This is a genomic window from Lactobacillus sp. UMNPBX16, from assembly GCF_002553775.1.
GTDB classification, from domain to species: domain Bacteria; phylum Bacillota; class Bacilli; order Lactobacillales; family Lactobacillaceae; genus Lactobacillus; species Lactobacillus crispatus.
Window position 1 is genome coordinate 1 of record NZ_PCYU01000014.1, and the last position, 22,118, is coordinate 22,118.

At 36.5% G+C, this 22,118-nt stretch carries 22 protein-coding genes; 3 read left to right on the forward strand and 19 right to left on the reverse strand.

Going from position 1 to position 22,118, the window contains the following annotated elements; translation table 11 throughout:
• Positions 1–151: 151 nt before the first annotated feature.
• The 3 genes from CP367_RS03450 to CP367_RS03460 are packed head-to-tail and all read left to right on the forward strand — an operon-like array spanning position 152 to position 3,053.
• A complete protein-coding gene (locus tag CP367_RS03450) occupies positions 152–373 on the forward strand; it encodes a DNA-dependent RNA polymerase subunit epsilon (RefSeq protein ID WP_013086168.1) in 222 nt (73 codons plus the stop codon).
• A 6-nt stretch (positions 374–379) separates the two neighbouring features.
• Complete coding sequence (gene rnjA, locus CP367_RS03455; RefSeq protein WP_089146000.1) at positions 380–2,059, forward strand: ribonuclease J1; 1,680 nt, start codon at positions 380–382, stop codon at positions 2,057–2,059.
• A gap of 46 nt (positions 2,060–2,105) precedes the next feature.
• Positions 2,106–3,053 carry a diacylglycerol kinase family protein gene (locus tag CP367_RS03460; RefSeq protein ID WP_005721329.1) on the forward strand — a complete coding sequence of 316 codons (948 nt, stop codon included), beginning with the start codon at positions 2,106–2,108 and terminating at the stop codon, positions 3,051–3,053.
• 25 nt (positions 3,054–3,078) lie between these two features.
• Here CP367_RS03460 and CP367_RS03465 read toward each other — a convergent pair whose 3' ends face one another.
• The 19 genes from CP367_RS03465 to CP367_RS03555 form a co-directional block, all read right to left on the reverse strand.
• Positions 3,079–4,716: a nuclease-related domain-containing protein gene (locus CP367_RS03465; protein WP_057726413.1), complete on the reverse strand. Its 1,638-nt coding sequence runs from the start codon at positions 4,714–4,716 to the stop codon at positions 3,079–3,081.
• Positions 4,717–4,822: 106 nt separating this feature from the next.
• Positions 4,823–7,192, reverse strand: coding sequence for an ATP-dependent RecD-like DNA helicase (locus CP367_RS03470; protein WP_023488129.1), 2,370 nt, complete (start codon positions 7,190–7,192; stop codon positions 4,823–4,825).
• Positions 7,185–7,835, reverse strand: coding sequence for a lipopolysaccharide assembly protein LapB (locus tag CP367_RS03475; RefSeq protein ID WP_005718865.1), 651 nt, complete (start codon positions 7,833–7,835; stop codon positions 7,185–7,187). Before CP367_RS03475 ends, CP367_RS03470 begins: the two co-directional genes overlap by 8 nt.
• The gene (locus tag CP367_RS03480) at positions 7,835–8,494 is read right to left on the reverse strand and encodes a histidine phosphatase family protein (RefSeq protein ID WP_005718864.1); all 660 of its coding nucleotides are present in this window, start codon (positions 8,492–8,494) and stop codon (positions 7,835–7,837) included. The genes CP367_RS03475 and CP367_RS03480 overlap by 1 nt, the downstream gene beginning before the upstream one ends.
• 92 nt (positions 8,495–8,586) lie before the next feature.
• Positions 8,587–9,714 carry a tRNA 2-thiouridine(34) synthase MnmA gene (gene mnmA, locus CP367_RS03485; protein ID WP_013086164.1) on the reverse strand — a complete coding sequence of 376 codons (1,128 nt, stop codon included), beginning with the start codon at positions 9,712–9,714 and terminating at the stop codon, positions 8,587–8,589.
• A gap of 7 nt (positions 9,715–9,721) precedes the next feature.
• Positions 9,722–10,063: a DUF1831 domain-containing protein gene (locus CP367_RS03490; RefSeq protein ID WP_089146001.1), complete on the reverse strand. Its 342-nt coding sequence runs from the start codon at positions 10,061–10,063 to the stop codon at positions 9,722–9,724.
• 47 nt (positions 10,064–10,110) lie between these two features.
• Positions 10,111–11,268 (reverse strand): cysteine desulfurase family protein, encoded by a 1,158-nt coding sequence (locus CP367_RS03495; protein ID WP_005718858.1) that lies wholly within the window; start codon positions 11,266–11,268, stop codon positions 10,111–10,113.
• A 2-nt stretch (positions 11,269–11,270) separates the two neighbouring features.
• Positions 11,271–11,966 carry a 5'-methylthioadenosine/adenosylhomocysteine nucleosidase gene (locus CP367_RS03500; RefSeq protein ID WP_089146002.1) on the reverse strand — a complete coding sequence of 232 codons (696 nt, stop codon included), beginning with the start codon at positions 11,964–11,966 and terminating at the stop codon, positions 11,271–11,273.
• A gap of 18 nt (positions 11,967–11,984) precedes the next feature.
• A complete protein-coding gene (locus CP367_RS03505; protein WP_013086162.1) occupies positions 11,985–12,299 on the reverse strand; it encodes a hypothetical protein in 315 nt (104 codons plus the stop codon).
• A 2-nt stretch (positions 12,300–12,301) separates the two neighbouring features.
• Positions 12,302–12,871 (reverse strand): NUDIX hydrolase, encoded by a 570-nt coding sequence (locus CP367_RS03510; RefSeq protein WP_005724551.1) that lies wholly within the window; start codon positions 12,869–12,871, stop codon positions 12,302–12,304.
• A 15-nt stretch (positions 12,872–12,886) separates the two neighbouring features.
• On the reverse strand, positions 12,887–13,090 hold the full coding sequence (locus CP367_RS03515) for a cold-shock protein (protein ID WP_005721332.1): 204 nt from the start codon (positions 13,088–13,090) through the stop codon (positions 12,887–12,889).
• Positions 13,090–15,891, reverse strand: coding sequence for an isoleucine--tRNA ligase (gene ileS, locus CP367_RS03520; protein WP_089146003.1), 2,802 nt, complete (start codon positions 15,889–15,891; stop codon positions 13,090–13,092). Before ileS ends, CP367_RS03515 begins: the two co-directional genes overlap by 1 nt.
• 227 nt (positions 15,892–16,118) lie before the next feature.
• Positions 16,119–16,943, reverse strand: coding sequence for a DivIVA domain-containing protein (locus tag CP367_RS03525; protein WP_013086160.1), 825 nt, complete (start codon positions 16,941–16,943; stop codon positions 16,119–16,121).
• Positions 16,919–17,719, reverse strand: coding sequence for an RNA-binding protein (locus CP367_RS03530; RefSeq protein WP_013086159.1), 801 nt, complete (start codon positions 17,717–17,719; stop codon positions 16,919–16,921). Before CP367_RS03530 ends, CP367_RS03525 begins: the two co-directional genes overlap by 25 nt.
• On the reverse strand, positions 17,719–18,021 hold the full coding sequence (locus tag CP367_RS03535) for a YggT family protein (RefSeq protein ID WP_005718845.1): 303 nt from the start codon (positions 18,019–18,021) through the stop codon (positions 17,719–17,721). The genes CP367_RS03530 and CP367_RS03535 overlap by 1 nt, the downstream gene beginning before the upstream one ends.
• Entirely contained in the window at positions 18,021–18,458 is a 438-nt protein-coding gene (locus CP367_RS03540; protein ID WP_005718844.1) for a cell division protein SepF, read from the reverse strand. Before CP367_RS03540 ends, CP367_RS03535 begins: the two co-directional genes overlap by 1 nt.
• Before the next feature lie 17 nt (positions 18,459–18,475).
• A complete protein-coding gene (gene ftsZ / locus CP367_RS03545; protein WP_013086158.1) occupies positions 18,476–19,819 on the reverse strand; it encodes a cell division protein FtsZ in 1,344 nt (447 codons plus the stop codon).
• A 14-nt stretch (positions 19,820–19,833) separates the two neighbouring features.
• Positions 19,834–21,195, reverse strand: coding sequence for a cell division protein FtsA (ftsA, locus tag CP367_RS03550; RefSeq protein WP_013086157.1), 1,362 nt, complete (start codon positions 21,193–21,195; stop codon positions 19,834–19,836).
• A gap of 62 nt (positions 21,196–21,257) precedes the next feature.
• Complete coding sequence (locus tag CP367_RS03555) at positions 21,258–22,115, reverse strand: cell division protein FtsQ/DivIB (protein ID WP_089143176.1); 858 nt, start codon at positions 22,113–22,115, stop codon at positions 21,258–21,260.
• Positions 22,116–22,118 lie beyond the last annotated feature (3 nt).

Here is a 22,118-nt window from a genome sequence, read left to right on the forward strand (position 1 = left end):
AAAAGATTTGACAGTTTCCCAAATTTAATCGGTAAAAATCAAAAGAAACATAATTATATACTTAACTTTATAATTATGATAAAATTTTTATAGCTATTGAGTAATTTTTACTCTACATTGAACGTTTATACATTAATAAGGAGAATCATTTATGATCTACAAAGTTTTGTATCAAAAAAACAAGATTGTCAATCCTCGTAGAGAAACTACACAAACTCTTTACATGGAAGCAGACAACATGGTCGAAGCAAGAAGTATGGTTGAGGACAATACCCCCTATAACATTGAACTCATCCAAGAATTAACTGGTAATTCGTTAACTTACGAAAAAGAACATGCTGACTTTAAGTTAACAACGTTCGACAAGAAGTAATAAAGAGTGCGAATTAAAAATAATGAAGTAGCCGTTTATGCAATCGGGGGTTTGCATGAAATCGGCAAAAATATGTATTGTGTTCAGTATCAGGATGAAATTATCATCATGGACTGTGGTATTAAATTCCCCGAAGATGACCTATTAGGTATTAATTACGTTATTTCAGACTATTCTTACCTAATCAAGAATCGTAAGAAAATCAAAGCTCTTGTAGTTAGTCACGGACATGAAGACCATATCGGTGGTATTCCATTTTTGTTAGAAAAAATTCCTGAAATTCCTGTCTATGCGACACCATTTGCCCTTTCATTAATTAGAGGCAAATTGGAAGAACACGGAATTTTAAAGACAACTGAACTACACGAAGAGCATGAGGATACTGTTTTGAAGTTTAAGAAACTTTCCGTTTCTTTCTTTAGAACTACTCACTCTATTCCTGATACTTTAGGTATTGCCGTTCATACACCACTCGGTGCCGTTGTCTTTACTGGTGACTTTAAGTTTGACTTAACACCAGTAATGGATCAACCTGCACCAGATTTTCAAAAGATGGCTAAATTAGGCAATGAAGGTGTACTTGCTCTTCTCTCAGATTCAACTAATGCTGAAGTAACACAATTTACTAAGTCTGAACGATTTGTAGCTAAGTCACTACATAATATCATCACTGGAATCCACGGTAGAATTATTTTTGCCACTTTTGCATCTAATCTTTATCGTGTATCAACTGCTATTCAAGCTGCAATTGATACCGGTAGAAAGGTTGCAATTTTTGGACGTAGTATGGAAAATGGCGTTGATAATGGGGTCGACTTGGGCTACTTAAATTTGCCTAAGGATCTAATTGTTGACGCAGATGAGATCAACAAATTACCACCTGAAAAAGTAATGATTTTATGTACTGGTTCTCAAGGTGAACCATTAGCCGCTTTATCGCGAATTGCTAATGGTACTCACCGTCAAATCAGCTTACAACCTGGTGATACAGTCATCTTCTCCTCTAACCCAATTCCAGGTAACACATTAAGTGTTAACCACTTAATCAATAAGTTAATGGAAGGCGGAGCCGATGTTATTCACGGAAGAGTAAATAACGTTCATACTTCCGGACACGGCGGCCAAGAAGAGTTAAAGATGATGGTTCGCTTAGTTAAGCCTAAGTACATGATTCCTGTTCATGGTGAGTACAGAATGCAGGTTATTCACACCCAGCTTGCTCAACAAGCCGGTGTACCCGCTGAAAACACTTTTGTTTTATCTAATGGTGAAGTTGTCTGCTTTGGCCCTGATGGCGCTAGAATCGCAGGACATATTCCTGCAGGTGACGTTTACGTTGATACTTCTGGTACTGCAGACGTTGGCAACGTTGTTGTTCATGATCGTCAAATTCTTTCTGAAGAAGGTTTAGTTGTTGCAGTTGCTACAGTTGATTATAAGCACAAGCGAGTCTTAGCTGGTCCTGATATTCTCAGTCGCGGATTTGTCTACATGCGTGAATCAACTGAGTTAATTAGTCAAGCGCAAAAGCATGTTTATCATGTGCTTAGAAATGAAATGGCTAAATCAAATAGACCAAAAGAAAGTGACATTAAAAAGGCGATCACCGAAAATCTTTCAGACTTCTTGTATTCCAAGACTGAACGACGGCCTATGATTTTACCAATCATTATCGAAAAGAAATAGTAAAAAAGACTCCTTAGGGAGTCTTTTATTTTAGAAAATGAACAATATGCATAAAAAAATTAAAGTTCAGTTATTAGTTAATGAGGTCGCTGGGAATGGCAATGCTATTAAAGCTGATAAAGAATTACAAGATATACTAAAAGAAATGAATATTCCTTTTAAGCGACAAAAAAGTCATTATCCTGGAGAATTAGTCGTTCTAGCACAAAATTACGCTAATTTACATCTCTCTTCTGAACATGTTTTAATCGTAGTTGGTGGAGATGGCTCCTTTAATGAAGTTTTAAATGGAATAAAGACTTCTAATTATCCTGAGACAGCTATTACTTATTTGCCTGCAGGAACAGGCAACGATTTTGCCCGTGGTGCTGGATTAACCGCAGATCCCAGGCAATTAATCAATAATTTGCTCCGAGATCCTGAACCGGAACAAGTTGATTGTGGTTTTTTCACATCAAATATTAAACAAATTCCTAAGGGTTACTTTGTTAATAATTTCGGTATTGGTTTTGATGCCTTTGTTGTTCATCAGAGTAATCATGAGCAATTAAAAAAACACCTCAATCACCTCAATTCTGGAAATATGATTTATGGCCTAAATATAATCAAGGCACTAATTAAGCAGGATACCTTTACAGTGACTGTTAAAACTAAAAACGAAACTCTTCGTTACGGAGATGCATACTTTGTCACTACTACTAACCATCCCTACTTTGGCGGTGGTTTTGCTATTTTGCCAAAAGCGGACATTTACAGTCACCATCTTGATACAGTAATTGTTGAAAAACCAAGTTTACGCAAGTTTCTCTGGCTTTTTGGTAAGCTGATCAAAGATGGTTCACACGTTAATGCACCAGAATTTCATTATATTGAAGCTAAAGAAATCCTAGTTCAAACCAATAAAAGTGAATATGCTCAAATTGATGGTGAAGATATTGAAAAGCAGCCCTTCAAAGTAACATTTAAAGTTGATCATTTTAATTTATTAAAATAAGGAAGAATTCCAAATTCTTCCTTTTTTATATCTTATCTAAAATATCTCTTTTCGAATTATGATTTTGATAATATTGGTCCTGATCAATGAAATCATGTACTTGATCATAAAATTTCTTCCAATAACGGTATTTTTGATACTGCTTTTGCCACTCCCGTGCTTCTTGCAAGTAATTACCAAGAAGTCCATTAATCTGATCGATATGTTTAATCACCTGATTAGCATGATACAATTGCTCTTCCACCTGCTTTTGAGTTAACGTTGACTCCTGATCTTCAAAAAATAGAACATTTTCTTGATAATTTTTTTCTTCTTGCAATTGTTTACTATTATCCATTTCTTCTTTGATAGCTGCAATTTCGTCTGGCTGTAATCCAATTCCAGTTTTAGCTTTGACTAATAACGACTGAATATCTGCCAATTGCACAACATCTATTCCCATTTTTTGATAACGGTTCGAATCAGTCAATGTGAACTCATCATCTGTTCTACTTACAAATACAACCACGTTTCTGATTAATTGATCTATATTTGGCAAGCGTCTCAATAAATTAATAATCACTGGGTTGTTGCTTTTTTCTAGGACATATTTAATACTTTCTTTATGCTTGGCCACTTGATCAGCTATCTGATCATAATCAGCCTGCACATTATACTGTCCATTTTTACTTGTTCGTGCTTTGGTTTCCAAGCAAAAAATCCCGCTAGTCGTAATTATCACATGATCAATTTGGTTACTCCCTAAACTATTCTTTTTTTCATAGGGATATGGTAACAGTAAATTATGAATTATTTCTTTCCCTGTCTGCACTTCACGTAAACGAGAATTCACTAATTCTTCTGCGGCAGCGCCTGCCAAGAGATTGCTAAGATGGCGCAAATCACGTTGAGATAAAATATTCATAGGTCGCAAATTTTTTATTTGATTCAAATGTAGTTCAGTCATTCTTTTCTGAAATGCGTTTACTTTTTGATTGTAAACCTTATAGCCAGAATTAATTGCCCGAATTCGTAAAACATTTTGCAGAGCCAAAGCTCGTTTCAAATCACGTTTATTATTCAACAAAGTTTTTTCAACTATCATAGCATCATGAACAGTCTGTGAATCAGTTACTTTTTTATGTGTAATCCAAGCTTTTTGATAGCTAGCATGATTTTCTAACTCATTCACATACTGATTTAAGTCATTTTCCAAAGGCAAAATTTTGTTTCTACCTTCTTTGACTATTGAGCCATAATAGCGCAAATTTTTTGTAATTTCGTCTAACTCATTGAATTCATGTTTGCCATAATGGTAAGTTACCTTAGTTTCTCCATTCCAACTAGTCTTACGCCAATAATGACCATCCGTCTTACCAAATTCAACTAATTCCGCCACTGAACGATCTAAATAGTACTTAATCAAATAATGACAATGGCCTTTATTGTCAAAAATGCGTCGCTTAATATAACCTGGTCGCATTAATTCAATGATCTGAAAGGTCAAGTTCTTATGATTAGGAAAACGGTATGGTAATCTTTTGCCTGCAATTTTTTCAATTTTAGTTATTTCTTTCTTATCTGTTACAGATAATTCTATTTTTTTCATTTTCTTCTTTTTTCGCTTTTGAAAAAAATAATAGGTTAATATGCCTACTGTTAGTGTAATTATTGTAATATCCATGTTAATTATCCATATTTTGGAACGTATGTTTAGACAGCAATAATTATACCATGATTTTGTATAATGAAAAAGCCCCTTGTTTTAACAATTCAAGGGGCTTTTATCCTTATAATTTGATATTTTCCATTCCAATCATTGGATCAATTTCACCAGAATATATTTTTTCCGGGGTTAGAACAAAATCTTCTGCTACTTCTGCTTTATCGGTTTCATTCTCCATTTCTTGAGCTTTTTCGTGCTGCTTGCTTTGATCAGATTTATCCAATGATTTTGTAATACCCAATTGCTGACAAATCTTCGCTGCTAAGCCAGTCTTACGATCATTTCCCGGCGTCTTAAAAGCTGCCACAAATGCCCGTGGATCACCAACTAACACTAAGTTTTTCTCAGCTCGCGTTATTGCAGTATACAAAAGATTTCGTTTTAGCATCACAAAATTCTGCATGGTTAGATTCAAGATTACCAATGGAAATTCTGAACCTTGTGATTTATGAATAGTGATTGCATAAGCCCGGGTCAGATCATTTAAATCTTTTCTAGAAAAGGCAACTTCTCTTCCATCAAAATCTGCAATCATGCATTCCTTGGCATCATCTTCATCAATGCTAATGATCTTACCAATTTGTCCATTATAAATATCTTTTTCAGGATTATTTTGCAATTGCAGAATACGATCGCCAATTCGGAAAACTTCATTATGTGCTTCTAATACCTTACTTTTAGGCTGAGATGGGTTTAAAATTGCCTGAATAACATTATTAAGGTTAGTTACACCACCATTGCCAAGATACATCGCGCTAAGCACTTGAATATCATCTTTTGCAAATCCACGTTTTAAAGCAAGTTTAACAATTTGTCCAACTGCATCCCCTACTAATTCGGGACGACAGCTAATAAAAGAATAATTCTTTGTTTTCTTAAACAAGGCTTGCTGATCTTTACCCTCATTAACATCATGCGCCAAAGTAATAATCGTTGAATCATCACCCTGTCTATGAATCTGCTTCAAAATAGTAGTTGGAAACGCTTGCGATTTAATCAGGTCACTGAAGACATTGCCAGCTCCAACCGAAGGTAACTGATCCTTATCACCAACGAAAACAATATGCCGCGTATCATGAATACTTGCCAAAAGTTGTTTAAAAAGGAACATGTCAACCATCGACATTTCATCAACAATTAAGATTTCACCATTTAACTCATTCAAGTCCTGAGTGTTAGTATCACCAATACCTAACCCCAACATTCGGTGAATTGTTTTAGCACTGATTCCGGTAATTTCACCCATTCTTTTAGCTGCACGTCCAGTCGGTGCTGCTAGTAAAAACGGAGGATCTTCACTGTAAAGAGCGGAGGAAGGAATCTCAGCCAGCTTGCGTAATACTAATAAAATTCCATTAATGATAGTAGTTTTACCTGTACCTGGTCCACCTGTCAAAATAGAAATCGGTTGGTTAACTGCGTTTTTGATGGCCAACTTCTGTGTATCGTCGTAGTGAATCTTAAGTTCCTTTTCAGCATCCTTGATTGCTTGCTCTACCTTTTTATCATCATATTGTTCTCTTTTTTTATCTTCTTTTTTTTCTACCAAGTTTTTCATCAAGCGAGCAATATCAACTTCTGTTTGATAAATATTTTGTAGAGCAGCATTCTCACCATCAACTATTACTTTGCCAGCTTCTTGTAAACTATTAATACAGCTAGCAATTGGGTCGAATTGATTGATTTGAAGCAATTTACTTGCTTCTGTTAATAACTCAGCTAAGCCTACATAAGTATCTCCCTCACCATTTAAAGCATCGAGTAATACTTGATAAACAGCACCTTTAATTCTACGTGGATCATCACTAGCAATATCTAATTGGCTTCCCATCATATCCGCGGTTTTAAATGCAAAACCCGAAATATCATTAACTGCTGCATAAGGATCTTTCTCTAGTTTTGCTAATGCTTCACCATGGTAAAGCTGGTAAACCCGTCCTGCAATACGCTTATTAATGCCGTATTTAGCCAATTTTAAAATTACTTCTGAATAAGAATCCATCGCATTTAGTCCTGCCAAAAGACTATCCTTTTGCTTTCTAGTTAAAGAAAGCTTATCAATCTTAGCTGGACTTTCCTTCAATACATCTAAGGCATTTAGCCCTAATTCATCAATAATCGTAGTCGCAGCCTTTTTACCAATTCCAGGGAACTTATTCGAACTCAAATACTTAGTTAAAGATCCCTCTTCATGTGGCAAGACTTGCTTATAGTTATTTGCTCTAAACTGCAAGCCAAATTTTTCATGCATTACTAGTTTACCCTCGAAGCGATAGCTGCTATTAATTTGAATATCGCCAAAATTCCCTGTCACCTTAATATCGGGACGAGAATAATCGGATAAAGTGCCGATAATTTCAACGTCAAGAATTTTATACAAGTCTTTACTATTTTCAAAAACAATCCCGTTAACCTTACCGGTAAATTCATTCATAATTTTTCTTTTCCTTGTCATTTAGCATCTTCATAATTGAAGCATACTGATTCATTGCTTGCTGATAATACTTAGCATCCATCTGCTTAGCTTGAGCAAAATATTTCTGAGCCTGGTCACGATCTTTTTCTAATGTAGTGACACCTAGTAAAAAATAAACTTTCGCATTTTTCTTATTATCAGGAATTGCCAAATACATTTGCTGAGCCTGTTGATTCTCACCCAAACTTAACCAAATATCGCCTAGCAATTCCTGAATTCGCTCATCAATTTTTTTGATCGTCAAAGCATAAGCTAAAGCTTTTTGGCCTTGCCCTAATTTTAAGTAAGTTAGTGCCTTTTGATAAAGAGTTAAGTCATCATTAGGTATCTGATCTAATAAAGCCAGTGCCTTATCAAAATCGCCTTGCATGTAATAACACACTGCCAGATTATAATTTAATTCTTGTGGCTCTTTAACCAGATGCTGGGCCTGCTCCAATAGCTTCTGTGCTTGATCCAAGCTTCCTTGCTCAATTAAATACGTCGATAGCTGCAAATAATTAGCAACTTGTTGTGGATGCTGATCGATTTTTTTGATTAAAAGATGAATGGCTTGTTCTACTTTACCTTCATCATAAAGTTGCGCTATTTTTTGATCCATTATAACGAGTCCGTCTTCGATAATTTACGTCCTAAATAACTAGTTTCATTCCACACTACCGGTTTAAAAGTCTTTCCGCCATCTAGTGTTTCTAAGACAGTTAAAGAGGTATTGCTAAGGCCGCCATTTTTGCGAATATCTTTCAATGGATAGCCTAAAAGTCCACCCATAATAGCTGATAATGCCGCACCATGACTAACTGCTAGAATCTTATCATCATCGTCAGGAAATCTTTGTGCCATTTCTTGAGCAAATGCTTTTCCACGAGCAATAACATGTGGATAATCCTCACCATGAAGTTCAGTCGGATCATATTTATCTGGATGGTGCCAAAAATTATCCATTTGTTTAGGGAATTTTTTCTCTGCATCCCCAAACTTCATTCCCTCCATATCACCCAAATTAAACTCTCTGAGTCGTTCATCGATCACAACAGGTAAGTTAGCGTTCATTGCATCATCGATGCCCTGAGCGGTATTAAAGGCCCGATCAAGCGGACTGGCAAAAATTCCTCTAAATTTAGTTCCTTGCAAGTGATGACCTAATTTTTTTATATCTTCTAAGCTTTGTGGCAAAAGTGGTGAATCTCCATGTCCTCCTTGGAAGCGACTAGCTAAATTCCACTCAGTTTTGCCATGACGAACAAAATAAATTTGCATTGCTTAAATCCCCCTAATTGTCTAATCAATAAGAATAGTTTAGCACAAAGAAAAAGGCGTTCGAAAAATCGAACGCTCTTTTTGCATATTTTTTAAACTAATTGTAATTGCTTTTCTTCTTGGTAAGCAGCATCAATATTACCGCCGCCTAAACATTCTTCACCCTTGTATAAAACAAGTGCTTGACCTGGTGTAACTGCACGAGCTGGCTCATCAAAGTAAACATCAGCAGTATTGTCTGCGGCATGATACTTAACAGTCACGCCGATATCACATTGACGATAACGGAACTTTGCAGTACAGTGCATCTCAAAATCATGATCTGGCTTACCAGTAAAGAATGACATATCACTTGCCTTCAAGCGACTAGCATATAGAAGTGGACTATCATAGCCCTGCTCTACAATTAATTCATTCTTCTTAAGATCCTTGCCGACCACGAACCATGGATCAGTTGATTCCTTAGTTGAGCCCAAGCCCAAGCCCTGTCTTTGACCAATGGTGTAGTACATTAAACCAGCATGCTCACCAACTACCTTACCATCAGGAGTGACCATCTTACCTGATTTAGCTGGTAAGAATTCACTTAAAAACTTTCTAAAGTTTCTCTCACCAATAAAGCAGATACCTGTAGAATCTTTTTTCTTCGCGGTAGCTAAACCATTAGCCAAAGCAATCTCTCTAACTTGTGGCTTAGTTAGGTTAGCTAGAGGGAAAATAACCTTACTAATCTGCTCTTGACTCAATTGGCTCAAAAAGTACGTCTGGTCCTTGTTACCATCCTTAGGACGCATCATATGAGTAACACCATTGGCATCCTTAACAGTCTTAGCATAGTGCCCCATTGCAATGTAGTCAGCATCCAAGTCCATCGCAAACTCCAAGAACGACTTGAACTTAATCTGACTATTGCACATTACATCAGGATTAGGGGTTCTTCCCTTCTTGTATTCATCCAAGAAATATTCAAAAACGCGGTGCCAATACTCTTTTTCAAAATTAATTGAATAATATGGAATACCAATCTTATCGGCAACCTTTTTTACATCTTCATAGTCTTCAGTAGCTGTACAGACGCCTGAATCATCGGTATCATCCCAATTCTTCATAAAGACACCAACAACATCGTAGCCTTGTTGTTTAAGTAAAAGTGCTGAAACAGACGAGTCAACGCCACCACTCATACCTACAACTACTCTAGTCTTGCTATTGTCAACCATTATTCAATCAATCCTTTACTTCAAGCAAAATCTTACGCTCCTCAAGATCCTTTAAAATATAATCTAAAAGTTCTACAGTAGGAGCTAATTGCTTATTTTTAAAAATATTAACCTTCTGCAAACCGTTGCGATCAGTAATAACCATAGTTAAATGCGACAAGTCCTTATTAATGGTCATCTTTAACTTAGTAGGCGCGTTATAAGGTGAATCATTGTAAAGGGGATGTTCATAATTAAAATTACTCTTAGCTGTCTTCACAAAGCCAGCATCAATCAAAGCATAAAGCTTCAACTCAGGATTCAAAGTAAACTTACGTTTATCACCATTAATCACAACTGTATTTGCCATAATTTTCCTCACTTATTTATAATAAGATACTTTCTTTTTGAAAGCAACTATTTATTTTTAGATTGAATTCTTTGTACAATTTTTACTAATTCTTGGGCGAATTGCTCAATTTCTTCATCCGTATTATAACGCCCAAATGAAATTCGGATCGACTCATTTATTCTTGGTGAATTTTCTCCAAAACAAGCAATTAAAACATGTGATGGCTCCAAAGAACCAGCAGTACATGCTGAACCGCCTGACACGGCAAATCCATTCAAATCAAGATTTGTTTGTAAAGAAGTAGTAGATACACCATTGAGATGCAGATTAAGCACATGATGTGAGTAACCCGGACCATACCCACCATTAATTTCATAATTAATTTGATGATCGTCTAATTCCTTTAAAATAATGTCTTGATAATGAGCATATTTCTTTTGCAAAGCATCACGACCAATCTCGGATACTTCACGGACAGCTTCGCCAAAGCCGGCAATTCCTGGTACGTTCTCTGTTCCAGCTCGACGTTTGGTTTCCTGCTCACCGCCTAAAATCAAATTTGGAATATCGATATCCGCATTTTCATATAAAAAGCCTAAAAACTTAGGTCCATTAATTTTATGTGCAGAAACAGACAGAAAATCAATGTTCATGTCCTTAACATCAATTTTAATTGTGCCCATTCCCTGAACATTGTCAACATGAAAATATGCATTGGAGTCCTTTACCATTGCCCCGATTTCTTTGAGCGGCATAATGGTACCAACTTCATTGTTAACGGCCATAATCGATACTAAAATAGTGTCTGGCGTTAATTCCTTTTTTAACTGTTCTAAAGAAATTTGCCCGTTTTCATCGACATTCAAATAGACAATGTTGTAGCCCTCATTTTCCAAACGTTTCATTGGATTAAGAACCGAGGGATGTTCGATCGGCGTAGTAATAATCTTTTTACCAATATTTTTACGAGCATAGGCAGTTCCAAGAATCGCTGTATTATTGCTTTCTGAACCACCTGAAGTAAAAATAATCTCTCCATCTTGAGCATTAATATCTTGAGCAATCTGGTGACGAGCTCGATCAATTACATTTCTGGCCCTACGACCTAATTCATAGGTACTAGAGGCATTACCAAAATCATTTTTCATTTCATCGGTAATAATATCAATTACCTTGGGTGACATTGGTGTCGTTGCCGCATTATCTAAATAAATTTCACGCACGTTTAATTCATCTTTTCTACATAATCACTAATTAACTTAGCTGCCTTAGCGCCGACTTCCTTGACAAACTTGTCAAAATCATTGTCTGCATTAGCATCCCCATTATCGGAAATTGCACGCATAGCAACCAACGGAGTTTTAAAATGACGAGCAACTTGTGCAAAAGCGGCTCCTTCCATTTCTACTCCTAAAGCTTCTGGAAAGTTTTTCTTGATTAACTCTTTTTGTTCTTCTGATTGAACAAAAGTATCTCCAGTAACAACAAGCCCTTCCTTAAAATCTACGTCTTCTTCACCTAAATATTTCTTAAATGCTTCCCTTTCAGGCGAATTCAACTTAAAGGTAGCAGGCTCTCTTGGAATCTGACCTTCTACATATTCACCGGCACTAACACAGTGAGCATCGTGATAGGCAAAATCATTTACTAAAATCACATCTTTACGATGAACATCATCTTGTAATGATCCAGCAGAACCAGTCATAAAAATTACATCAATTTTTTCTTTAGTTAGTAAACTAGTCAGATTCATAGCGGCATTCACTTTACCGATACCACTTAAACCTAAATATACATCATTGCCATTAACAGAAAAATGTTCGAATTCTGTTGATCCGAACGTTTCTTTTGTTTCTGCATGGAAATGATCACGATAAAATTCAGCTTCTTCCGCCATTGGGACGATAATCGCAATCTTCAATTTATTTCCTCAGTTCCACTATAAATGAAATAGTGCTAATAGCACCAATATAATTAAAACAATCACTATCAGGATAGCACGATTCAATCTTTTTTTCAGTCTTAAAGACTTCTCTTGGCGAATCGTTTCCTTATCACTCGATTGATTATGCTGATAAAATTCTTGTCCATCCCCAGCCAGAGGGCGTCTTCTAGGTTCTTCTTCAGAGCCATCCCGCTTAAAGTCAGGATTTACATCTACTTCTTCTGAATCATTATCAGAAAAGGAAGATTTTAGCTTACTAAGTAGGCTTTTTTTCTGCCTTTTACGATAATCAGAGCGTTTTTCTACCATAACTAATCCTTATTATCGGTCTGAGCATTACGCAACATCATATTTTCCCAAACAGTAATTGCATAAATTGTCTTTGCATCAACAATTTTTCCTTCAGCCAATAAAGTTTTTAATTCATCTAAGCTATACCAACTAGAAGTTAAAAATTCATCTGCATCCAGTGCCCGCTTATCAGTCAATTTAGTTAAGGTATCACAATAGAAAAGATACATCTTTTCATCACAAAAACCAGGAGAAGAATAGAATTCACTGACCTTTTCCCAGTAATCTGCGCGATAGCCACCTTCTTCATTCAGCTCACGCTTCATTGCATCAAGCGGACTTGCATCAGTGGAATCAACCAAACCAGCTGGAATTTCCAAAGTAATCTGCTTAATTGGTTCCCGCCATTGCTTTACTAACAACATCTTTTGTTCATCATTAATTGCAATAACAGCCGATGCAGGCTTATGCTTAATAACTTCTCTAGTTGCAGTTTCACCATTAGGAAGCTTAATTGTGCGAACAGCCAGATCCAAAATACGTCCTTGAAAAATCTGCTGTGACGAGATTTCTGTTTCCTTTAAATCCAAAATCCCAGCTCCTTTTTAGGCTAAATAAACATTTACACATTGCAGACCATTTTTACCTTGAGCTAACTGATATTTAACTCTTTGACCTACTTGCAAAGTTTTATAGCCTTCCTCTTTAATTGCTTTATAGAAGACAAAATATGACTTATGATTACGATCATCTTCAATAAAGCCATAGCTACTTCCTTCATCAAATTGTTTTACAGTACCTAACCGCATTAGTTTTCAAATCCTTCTTGAACAGCTTCTGGGTAATCTGCTTCAACGATTTTAGCACAACGACCACAAAGCATTGGTAACTTTGGATCTACGCCAATATCAGTTCTAATCATTCGGCACCGCGGACAAACTTCGCCATCAGCACGTTCTACTACAATACTTGCATTATTAAGCTTCTCCGCTTCTGCTGGAGCTTCGCCGTCAGCAATAGTTAACTTAGATACAATTAGAATTTGTCTGAAATCAGCATCCAAGTCTTGGAGCATTGCCTTAGTTTCCTTATCTGGGTAAATAGTTACTGTTGCTTCAAACGATTTACCAATTAACTTCTTATTTCTTGCATCTTCTAGAGCCTTCAAGACGTCATCACGCAACTTCATGAATTTACCCCAATTTTCAAGCAAATCATCATGGTTAGCATATTCTTCAACTTCTGGCATATTAGCAAGTTGAACGTAATCTTCAGGTTCTTTCAAGAAGCCCCAGATTTCTTCCATAGTGTGTGGCAAAATTGGTGTTAAGATCTTAGCCAATTTAACAGCAGCGTCGTAAATAACAGTTTGCATTGAGCGACGATCATGGCTGTTTTCACCATCAATGTAAAGTACATCCTTAGCAAAATCAAGATAAAATGCAGAAAGATCATTAGAAACAAAGTTGAAGACCTTCTTGAAGACAGTAGTAAAATCAAACTTGTCGTAAGCAGCAAGACAGTCTTTAACTAAGTCATTTAATTTCACTTCCATGTATTGATCAACTGAACGAAGATCAGCATAAGCAACGCGATTTTCTTTTGGATCAAAATCACTAGTGTTGGCCAACATGTAACGGAAGGTATTTCTGATCTTACGGTAACTTTCTGCAGACTGCTGCAAAATTCCCATTGAGACTGCAACATCAGAAGTAGTATCAGCTTGAGCTACCCAAAGACGAATAATTTCAGCACCCATCTTCTTAATTACATCGTTTGGTGAAATTACATTGCCAAGTGACTTAGACATCTTGTGTCCCTTATCATCAAGCACAAAGCCTTGTGATAATACTTCTTTATAAGGTGCCTTACCAGTTACTGCAACAGACGTAATCAAACTTGAATTGAACCAACCACGGTATTGGTCACTACCTTCAAGATAAAGATCAGCTGGATAGTGTAAACCATCACGTTTTTCCATTACGCCTGCCCAAGATGAACCAGAGTCGAACCAAACATCAAGAATATCTTTTTCTTTAGTAAACTCGCCATTTGGTGAATGTTCTGAAGTAAAGCCTTCTGGCAACAGTTCCTTAGCTGTATGAGTGTACCAAGCATTTGAACCTTCTTTTTCAAAGATCTTGGCAATATGGTCAATCGTTTCTGGAGTAACAATTGGGGTACCGTCTTCTGCATAGAAGATCGGCAATGGTACACCCCAAGCACGCTGACGAGAAATTACCCAGTCGCCACGATCTTTAATCATGTTGTAAAGACGAGTCTTCCCCCATGAAGGAATAAAGTTAGCTTGTTCAATTTGATCCAGAATTTGATCTCTAAACTTAGAAATTGAAGCAAACCATTGAGTAGTTGCTCTGAAGACAACGGGCTTCTTAGTACGCCAATCATGTGGGTATGAGTGAGTAAAGAAGCTTAACTTGAGCAAAGCGCCAGCCTTTTTAAGCTTATCTGCTACCACCTTGTTAGCATCATCATAGAACATTCCTACAAGATCTGGATCTGGAATATCTTTAGTAAAGCGACCTTGTGCGTCCATTGGACTGAAGACCGGGATACCATACTTTTGACCAACACGGTAGTCATCTTCACCAAAACCAGTAGCGTTGTGAACTAAGCCGGTACCGTCATCATCAGTAACATAGGTGTCATTCATTACCAAACCATATTGGCCTACACCAGTCTTACCATAAAGGGGATGCTTATAAGTCATCCCATCAAAATCAGTACCTTTTAATTGTTTAAGTACTTTGTAGTCCTTCCAGCCTAAGTCTTCTGCAACGACTGGCAAACGATCTGAACCAATTACATACTTCTTACCGTCAACTTCTACTAAGGAGTAGTCAAATCTTGGATTAACGGTAATACCCACGTTACTTGGAATAGTCCAAGGAGTAGTAGTCCAAATTACTAATGAAACATCTGAATCTAAGATACCTTTACCATCTTTAATTGGAAAAGCAACATAAATTCTAGGTGATTTAATATCATGGTATTCTACTTCAGCTTCAGCTAAAGTGGATTCACTTGACCATGACCAGTAAACTGGCTTCAAGCCCTTATAAATATAACCTTTTTTATACATTTCTCCAAAGACGCGAATTTCTTGTGCTTCAAAGTCATGTTGCAAGGTAATATATGGATTATCCCAATCTGCCATAACGCCTAGACGCTTAAAATCGGCCATTTGCTTTTGAACTTGTTCTTCAGCATATTGTCGACAAAGCTCGCGATACTTAGCACGATCCATTGTCTTACGGTCAACGCCTTGCTTAGCTAATTGTTGTTCAACAGGCAAGCCATGAGTATCCCAACCTGGTACGTATGGTGCATAATAACCGTTCATATTCTTGTAGCGAACAATGATGTCTTTAGAAATCTTGTTCAACGCATGTCCCATATGAATATTACCATTAGCAAATGGAGGGCCATCATGTAAATCAAAACGAGGCTTACCTTCGTTTAACTTTAATCTTTGTTCATATAACTTGTTATCTTCCCATTCTTTTTGCCATTCAGCTTCACGAACAGGTAGATTACCGCGCATCTTAAATTTAGTTTTACCTAAATTAAGAGTATCTTTGATTCTCATTAACAAAATTCCTTTCTAAAAAAGAAAGCCTCATCCTAAAATTAGGACGAGGCTAACCGTGGTACCACCTAAATTGAACTTATTATAAGTTCCACTTAACTTTGCGTAACGTGCAAATACCGTTTAGATTAATTAGGCAGCTGATCAGCTCTTAGGCTCTTATGCTAGTCTTCCACCATCACTAGCTCGCTGAATTGCCTTCAAGCTTTACTGTCAATCTAATATGCTTATTTTTTATAGTCGTCAGGAAAAACAATTGTTGGGCCTAAAGGATCTGATTTCATTTCAGGCTTAACATTAATTGTTTCATGACTTGGACTGTCCCCGGTCATTGGTTTAGGTGCAGCATTTTCTTCATTATCTGCATCGTCAGAATCATCCGGTTGATCCAACTCCAAATCATCAGGGCCTTGAGAAGAGTTTACGTCATTTTCATCATCATTGTCAACATCTTCATCTTCAACGTCTTCATCATCAGCACTTACTGGCTCCGAACCATCATCTGGATAATAACGCTCTAAGTTGAAGTAATCATCCAATGCATGTTGCCACTTTTCATCATTCAAATTATCGATTTCAGTCTGTAGCATTTCTTGAATATTACTACGAAATTCACTAACTTGCTCTTTTACACGCATATAATCCGTAGAAATAGTATCTTGTTGATGCTTTTGGAAGTTAATATTATCTTCCGCTTGCTTTTTGGCATCCGCAATAATCTGCTTAGCCTCTGCTTCTGCTTTCTCTCTCATTTCATCAGCAGTTTGTTGTGCCGAAATTAATGATTTATTTAAAGAACGCTTTTTTTCGTTATATTCATTAACTTGATCTTGATAATCATCTACTTTTTCTTGTAAATCAGTTAACTTTTTATTTAAAGAAACTACTTCATTCTTCAAGTCAACCACTTGATCAAGTGTATCACCATAATCATCAACAATCTGATCTAAGAAGCTATCTACTTCAAGACGATCATATCCATTACGACCACGCCGTTTAAATTCCTTGTTGTGAATATCCATCGGGGTCAATTGTGTTTCTTTGTCTGCCAAAGTCTGAGCACCACCTTATATTTACCTTTTCTTGTAGTCGAAACATCCTCAATCAAAATCCGACCAAAGTGTCTTAAACTCAAGACATCGTCTTCTTTAATCATTATATTAGAATCTGCTATTTCATGCCAATTTAATTTAACCAGCTGACTATTAATCATCTTTTGAATTTGACCGCGGCTTTGTCTGCTAATACCCGATAATACAGCATCAATTCGCATTGAGGCAACTATTTCCGTTTTTTCAATCGAATCATCCTCAGGAACCAAAACTTCTTTGAAGCTAATCGGTCTCAGCTTTACTTTTGCTCTGCCAATGCGGTCAATTTGCTCTTCAAAAAATTCCGTCATTTCTTTTTTAGTGAAAAACTGCCATTTTCCTTGATTATCAGTAATAATATCGCCAAAAATACTTGTATCAATACCCGAATTCGCCAAGGTACCTAAAATAACACTATGATTTATTTTAGTAAATTTTTGCGGATATTCAATTTCATACGGCTGAATCTGATAATCACTCGGTCGCAGATTAAGCCATTCTTCACTTAAATAAACTCGCTTTTTCTCTGCATTAGGATAGCCACCATACTCTTGAACAAATGCATCATTACCAACAATTGTTCTTAAAATTGCTCGTTTTCCCGGATCCAAAAAATCAGTCAAAATTGGCTCATGCTTAAAAATCAGCTGATTAAAAAGACCAGTAAAATAGTCAATTACTGGTCTTTCCTCTTGATTAAAATGTGGGTAAAACTTACTTGCCTGTCTGCGTTCCATTACACCATCATCCTCAATAAAATATCAAATATCCATCTTAAAACATAGTTTTGAATGAAATATAAGATAAATAAAGCAATAATTGGCGAGACATCAATTCCAGTTGAATAAGCTAATCTCGCAAATGGACCTTTTCGAAACAAATTTAAATATGGATTTACAACCTTGTCTAAAAAGCGACCAACAACAGAATTACTTAGCATTGGTAGCCAACTCATAATTGCATCAATCACGATCAGCAGACTATAAAGCCATAAAATCCACGTAAGTGCCAAGTAGATTAAATTTAATATATTAACCATTAGCTTAAATTGTCTTTCTTATCCACTAAATCACTAATTTTGCCATCAGTAACAAACTTTGGTGGAGTTGCTAAAAAGATTTTATCACCAATACGTTGGATTTCACCATTTAATGCATATACAGTACCCGTGATGAAATCAACAATCCGACGTGCTGAACTGTCTTCCATTCTGCTAAAATTAATCACTACTGCTTTATTATTTAATAAATTTTGTGCAACATCCTTAGCATCGGAATATACCCGTGGTTCATATAAAACAATCTTGCTTTTAGCCGAATTCAAGCCTGATTTAATTGAAACCACATTATCGCGATTAACTGAGTTCAGAGGCAAGTCTTCATTTTCATTTTTAGTCTGTGAGGCATATTCTTCGTCATTTTCTAATTCATCATCATTAGAAATTCCGAAAAATCTTCCTAATTTATCAAAAGCCATTTATACTACCTCCAAAACTAGTTTTCACTACGATGTTTAAAAAATGGAATATCACTGTTATCGTCACTATCGTCCTGAGCGCTAGTTTCAATTTGAGAAATACTATCCTGGTCTTCATCACTAAAAGTATCAAAACCCTCATAATCTTTCTTAGGCTCAGTAGGTTGGGTATTTCTTCTTTGATTGTCTTCGCTATCATTTAGTCCCCAAACACTGGTTGGATCAACCATCGTTTGCTTAGGCTGCTCAGGTTCTTGTTTTTCAGCAGCAGGCTGAACTGTTTGTGGTCGATCAACTAGTTGCTTAGGTTCTTCAGCCTTAGGAGCTTCTTCTTTTTCTTTAACTGGTTGAGCCTTAATTTGGTGGCTACGACCTGGTAATTGCTTAGAAGCAGCTTCTTCAACCTTAGAATCAATTCCAGTAGCGATTACAGTTACTACCACCTCATCGCCCAAGTTAGGATTAATTGAAGTACCGAAAATAATGTTTACATCGTCACCAGCAGCCTTAGAAACAATCTCTGAAGCATCTTGAGCCTCAAATAATGTAAGGTCAGGTCCACCAGTAATGTTAAGTAACACTTGCTTAGCACCATCAATAGAAACTTCTAATAATGGTGAAGAAATCGCCAGCTTAGTAGCTTCAACTGTTCTATTTTCACCGCTAGCACGGCCAATTCCCATTAAAGCTGCACCTTGATTTTCCATTACAGTCTTCACATCAGCAAAGTCCAAGTTTACGTAGTCAGTTGAAGTAATCAAATCAGAAATACCTTGAACACCTTGCTTCAAGACATTATCAGCTTCCTTGAAGGCATCCATCATAGGAGTCTTCTTGTCAACCATTTCAAGCAAACGATTGTTAGCTATAATAACCAAAGTATCAACATATTGCTTTAGCTGAGTAATACCTTCTGCAGCGTTTTTAGAGCGCTTAGGGCCTTCAAAACTGAATGGACGCGTAACTACGCCTACAGTTAATGCGCCCGTCTCACGCGCAATTTTTGCCACTACAGGAGCCGCACCAGTACCGGTACCGCCACCCATACCAGCAGTAATAAAGATCATATCTGCACCCTTAAGTGCATCTTCAATCGTTTGTTCACTCTCTTCTGCAGCTTTTTGTCCTACTTCAGGATGTGAACCAGCACCCAACCCACGGGTCAACTTAGGCCCTAGTTGAATCTTGTTTTCAGCTTTGTTGCTGTTCAAAGCCTGAACATCAGTGTTTGCTGCAATAAAAGAAACACCTTGTACGCCATCGTCAATCATTCGGTTAACAGCATTGCCGCCGGCACCACCGACACCAATTACTTTGATGACAGCATTCTTATTGTCGTCTGAATCGAATGTAAAATCCATTAAATTAACCACCTTTAATCAAAGAATTTCTTAAAGAAACTCTTCAAGCTATTAGTTTTTTCTTGCTTAGTATTATTTTCATCGTCTGGCGCAGATTCTGTTCTGGCAGACATTTTGCTTCTATTATAAGCTTCTTTGGCTTCACTTTCACTATTAGAAGTCGTACTTTTAGAAATCTTGGTACTTTTTGGCTGAGAAACGGGGTCTTCCACAGCGGGTTCACCAAAACCATAGATTACGCCATTAACAAGATAGTCAACTTCAGACATCTTATATGAATAGTGGACGATACCATAAGCAGCTGTATAAATCGGATTACGCATACCAATTTGATCTGGTTCATAAATTCGGGCCTTAACATTTAACCCATTAGCAGTCAGACTATCAATTCCTTGTAATAGGCTACTACCACCTGTAATCACAATACCACCTGGTTGCTTCAATGCATTATGCTTAACTAAACCTTTTCCTAAACGAGTCAAAATTTGTTCTAAGCGTGCATTAATAATTTCACTAAGATATACTTCGTCAACCATTTGCTGACTATTTGCACCAACACTATTAATAGCAAATTTATCGTTTTTTGAGGCAAATTGTGGATCCGCAAATCCATAGTCCAACTTAATTTGTTCAGCGTCCTTTTTCGAAATACTTAAAACAGCAGAGATATCATTAGTAATATCGCTTCCGCCTTCTAAATCGATGTTGGCATACTTAATTTGGCCATTTTTAATAACAGTTGCCGTACTTACGCCACCACCAAGATCGATAATTACCGAACCAAAAGTTTTTTCACTTTCATTCAATGCTACACTTGAAATTGCTAAAGGCGTTGGCACAAAGAAATTATTATGATAACCGGCTCTTTCAATAGCCTTCTTGATATTGTGCAAAGGACTAGTAGGTGCAGTTAATAAAATTCCACTAACACCCAAGGAACGTGCAATCATTTTTCTTGGATCATCAACTTCAGTTTTACCATCAATCAAAAAGCGACTCGGCAAAAATGTAATTGCTTCACGATCATCCTTAGCTGCTGAATGAATCGCAGATCTAATCGTTCTTTTTACATCATCATTATTTACTTCTTGCCCTTGTTCACCAACATTAGCAAAACCAGTTGCAGTTTCCAGTTGTAACATCCCTACCGGAATTCCTGTAACTACACTATAAATCTTGGCGTTTGTTTTTTCTGCTACACCTTTTAATGCACGACTAATTGCACTAGCAGTTTGATCAATATCTACTATTTGACCGTGTCGCATTCCTGAATTTGGCGTTGTAACTGCACCGATAACCTTACCAGAATCTGCAACAACGGCTTTTACACTTGTGGTTCCTATATCTAAACCCACTAAAAGATTTGAATTCTCCAAAATTAAGCCCCCATTAATATTTGCCTTGAAAAAATTCTAACATAAATAAACTTGCAAAACAGCTACGATATGCCATAAGCTTTCTTTTCACTAGAAGTTAATGGTCTACTAAATGCACCTATTTCTAAATCAATAAGGCTATGTTTACCAGCTTTAATTCTAATAGTATCATAATATTTTAGTTTGCTATTCAAAGTAGCAGTATTGCCAATCACTACATTACCGTCCTTCATTACTAAAATAATTTGTGAATTTCGTCTGGTATTCCCACTTAATAATTTTACATGATTTTTAAATGAATTAGGTAAACTGTTAAATAACTTTAAATCATTTTTTAATTCATCTGATTTATTATAGCCAACAAAAATAGGTTTATCTTGGTTCACTTTTGTCCAAGGTAGAGCTCTCGTACCTATTTTTCCATTATCCAAAATCTTTCGGTAAGAATCACCATCTTTTAAGTAGCCCACGGTTTTACGTTCATTAATTTGTAAAATCAATTGATTAATATGACCTAAATGAACTTGTGCACTTTGAATTTCTGGATATTTTTGGGATAATCTTTGACTCAAATCTTTTTGTTGAAACAAGTAATCAAAAACTTTATCGCTAGCCTTGATCTTGGATACCTTAACAATTTCTTTAGCAGGTAAATGCTCTGCACCAATTATTTTAACAGTACTGATATTCGCTAAAGGTGAAATATAGTATCCTAAACCAGCTATCGCCAAAACTGAAACCGTCATTATCAGACCTAGCCTACGTCGTAATGATCGTCGTCTTTCTGCCTGTAAATTTGAGAGTGAGGCAGAAATCTTGGTCTGCGATTTTCGACTATTCCTTTGTTGGTTAAATTCATGATTCAAGTACGGAGACAATTCTTTCCTTGGATCAATCTTAGTTACTGGCTTTTTGGCCATCTG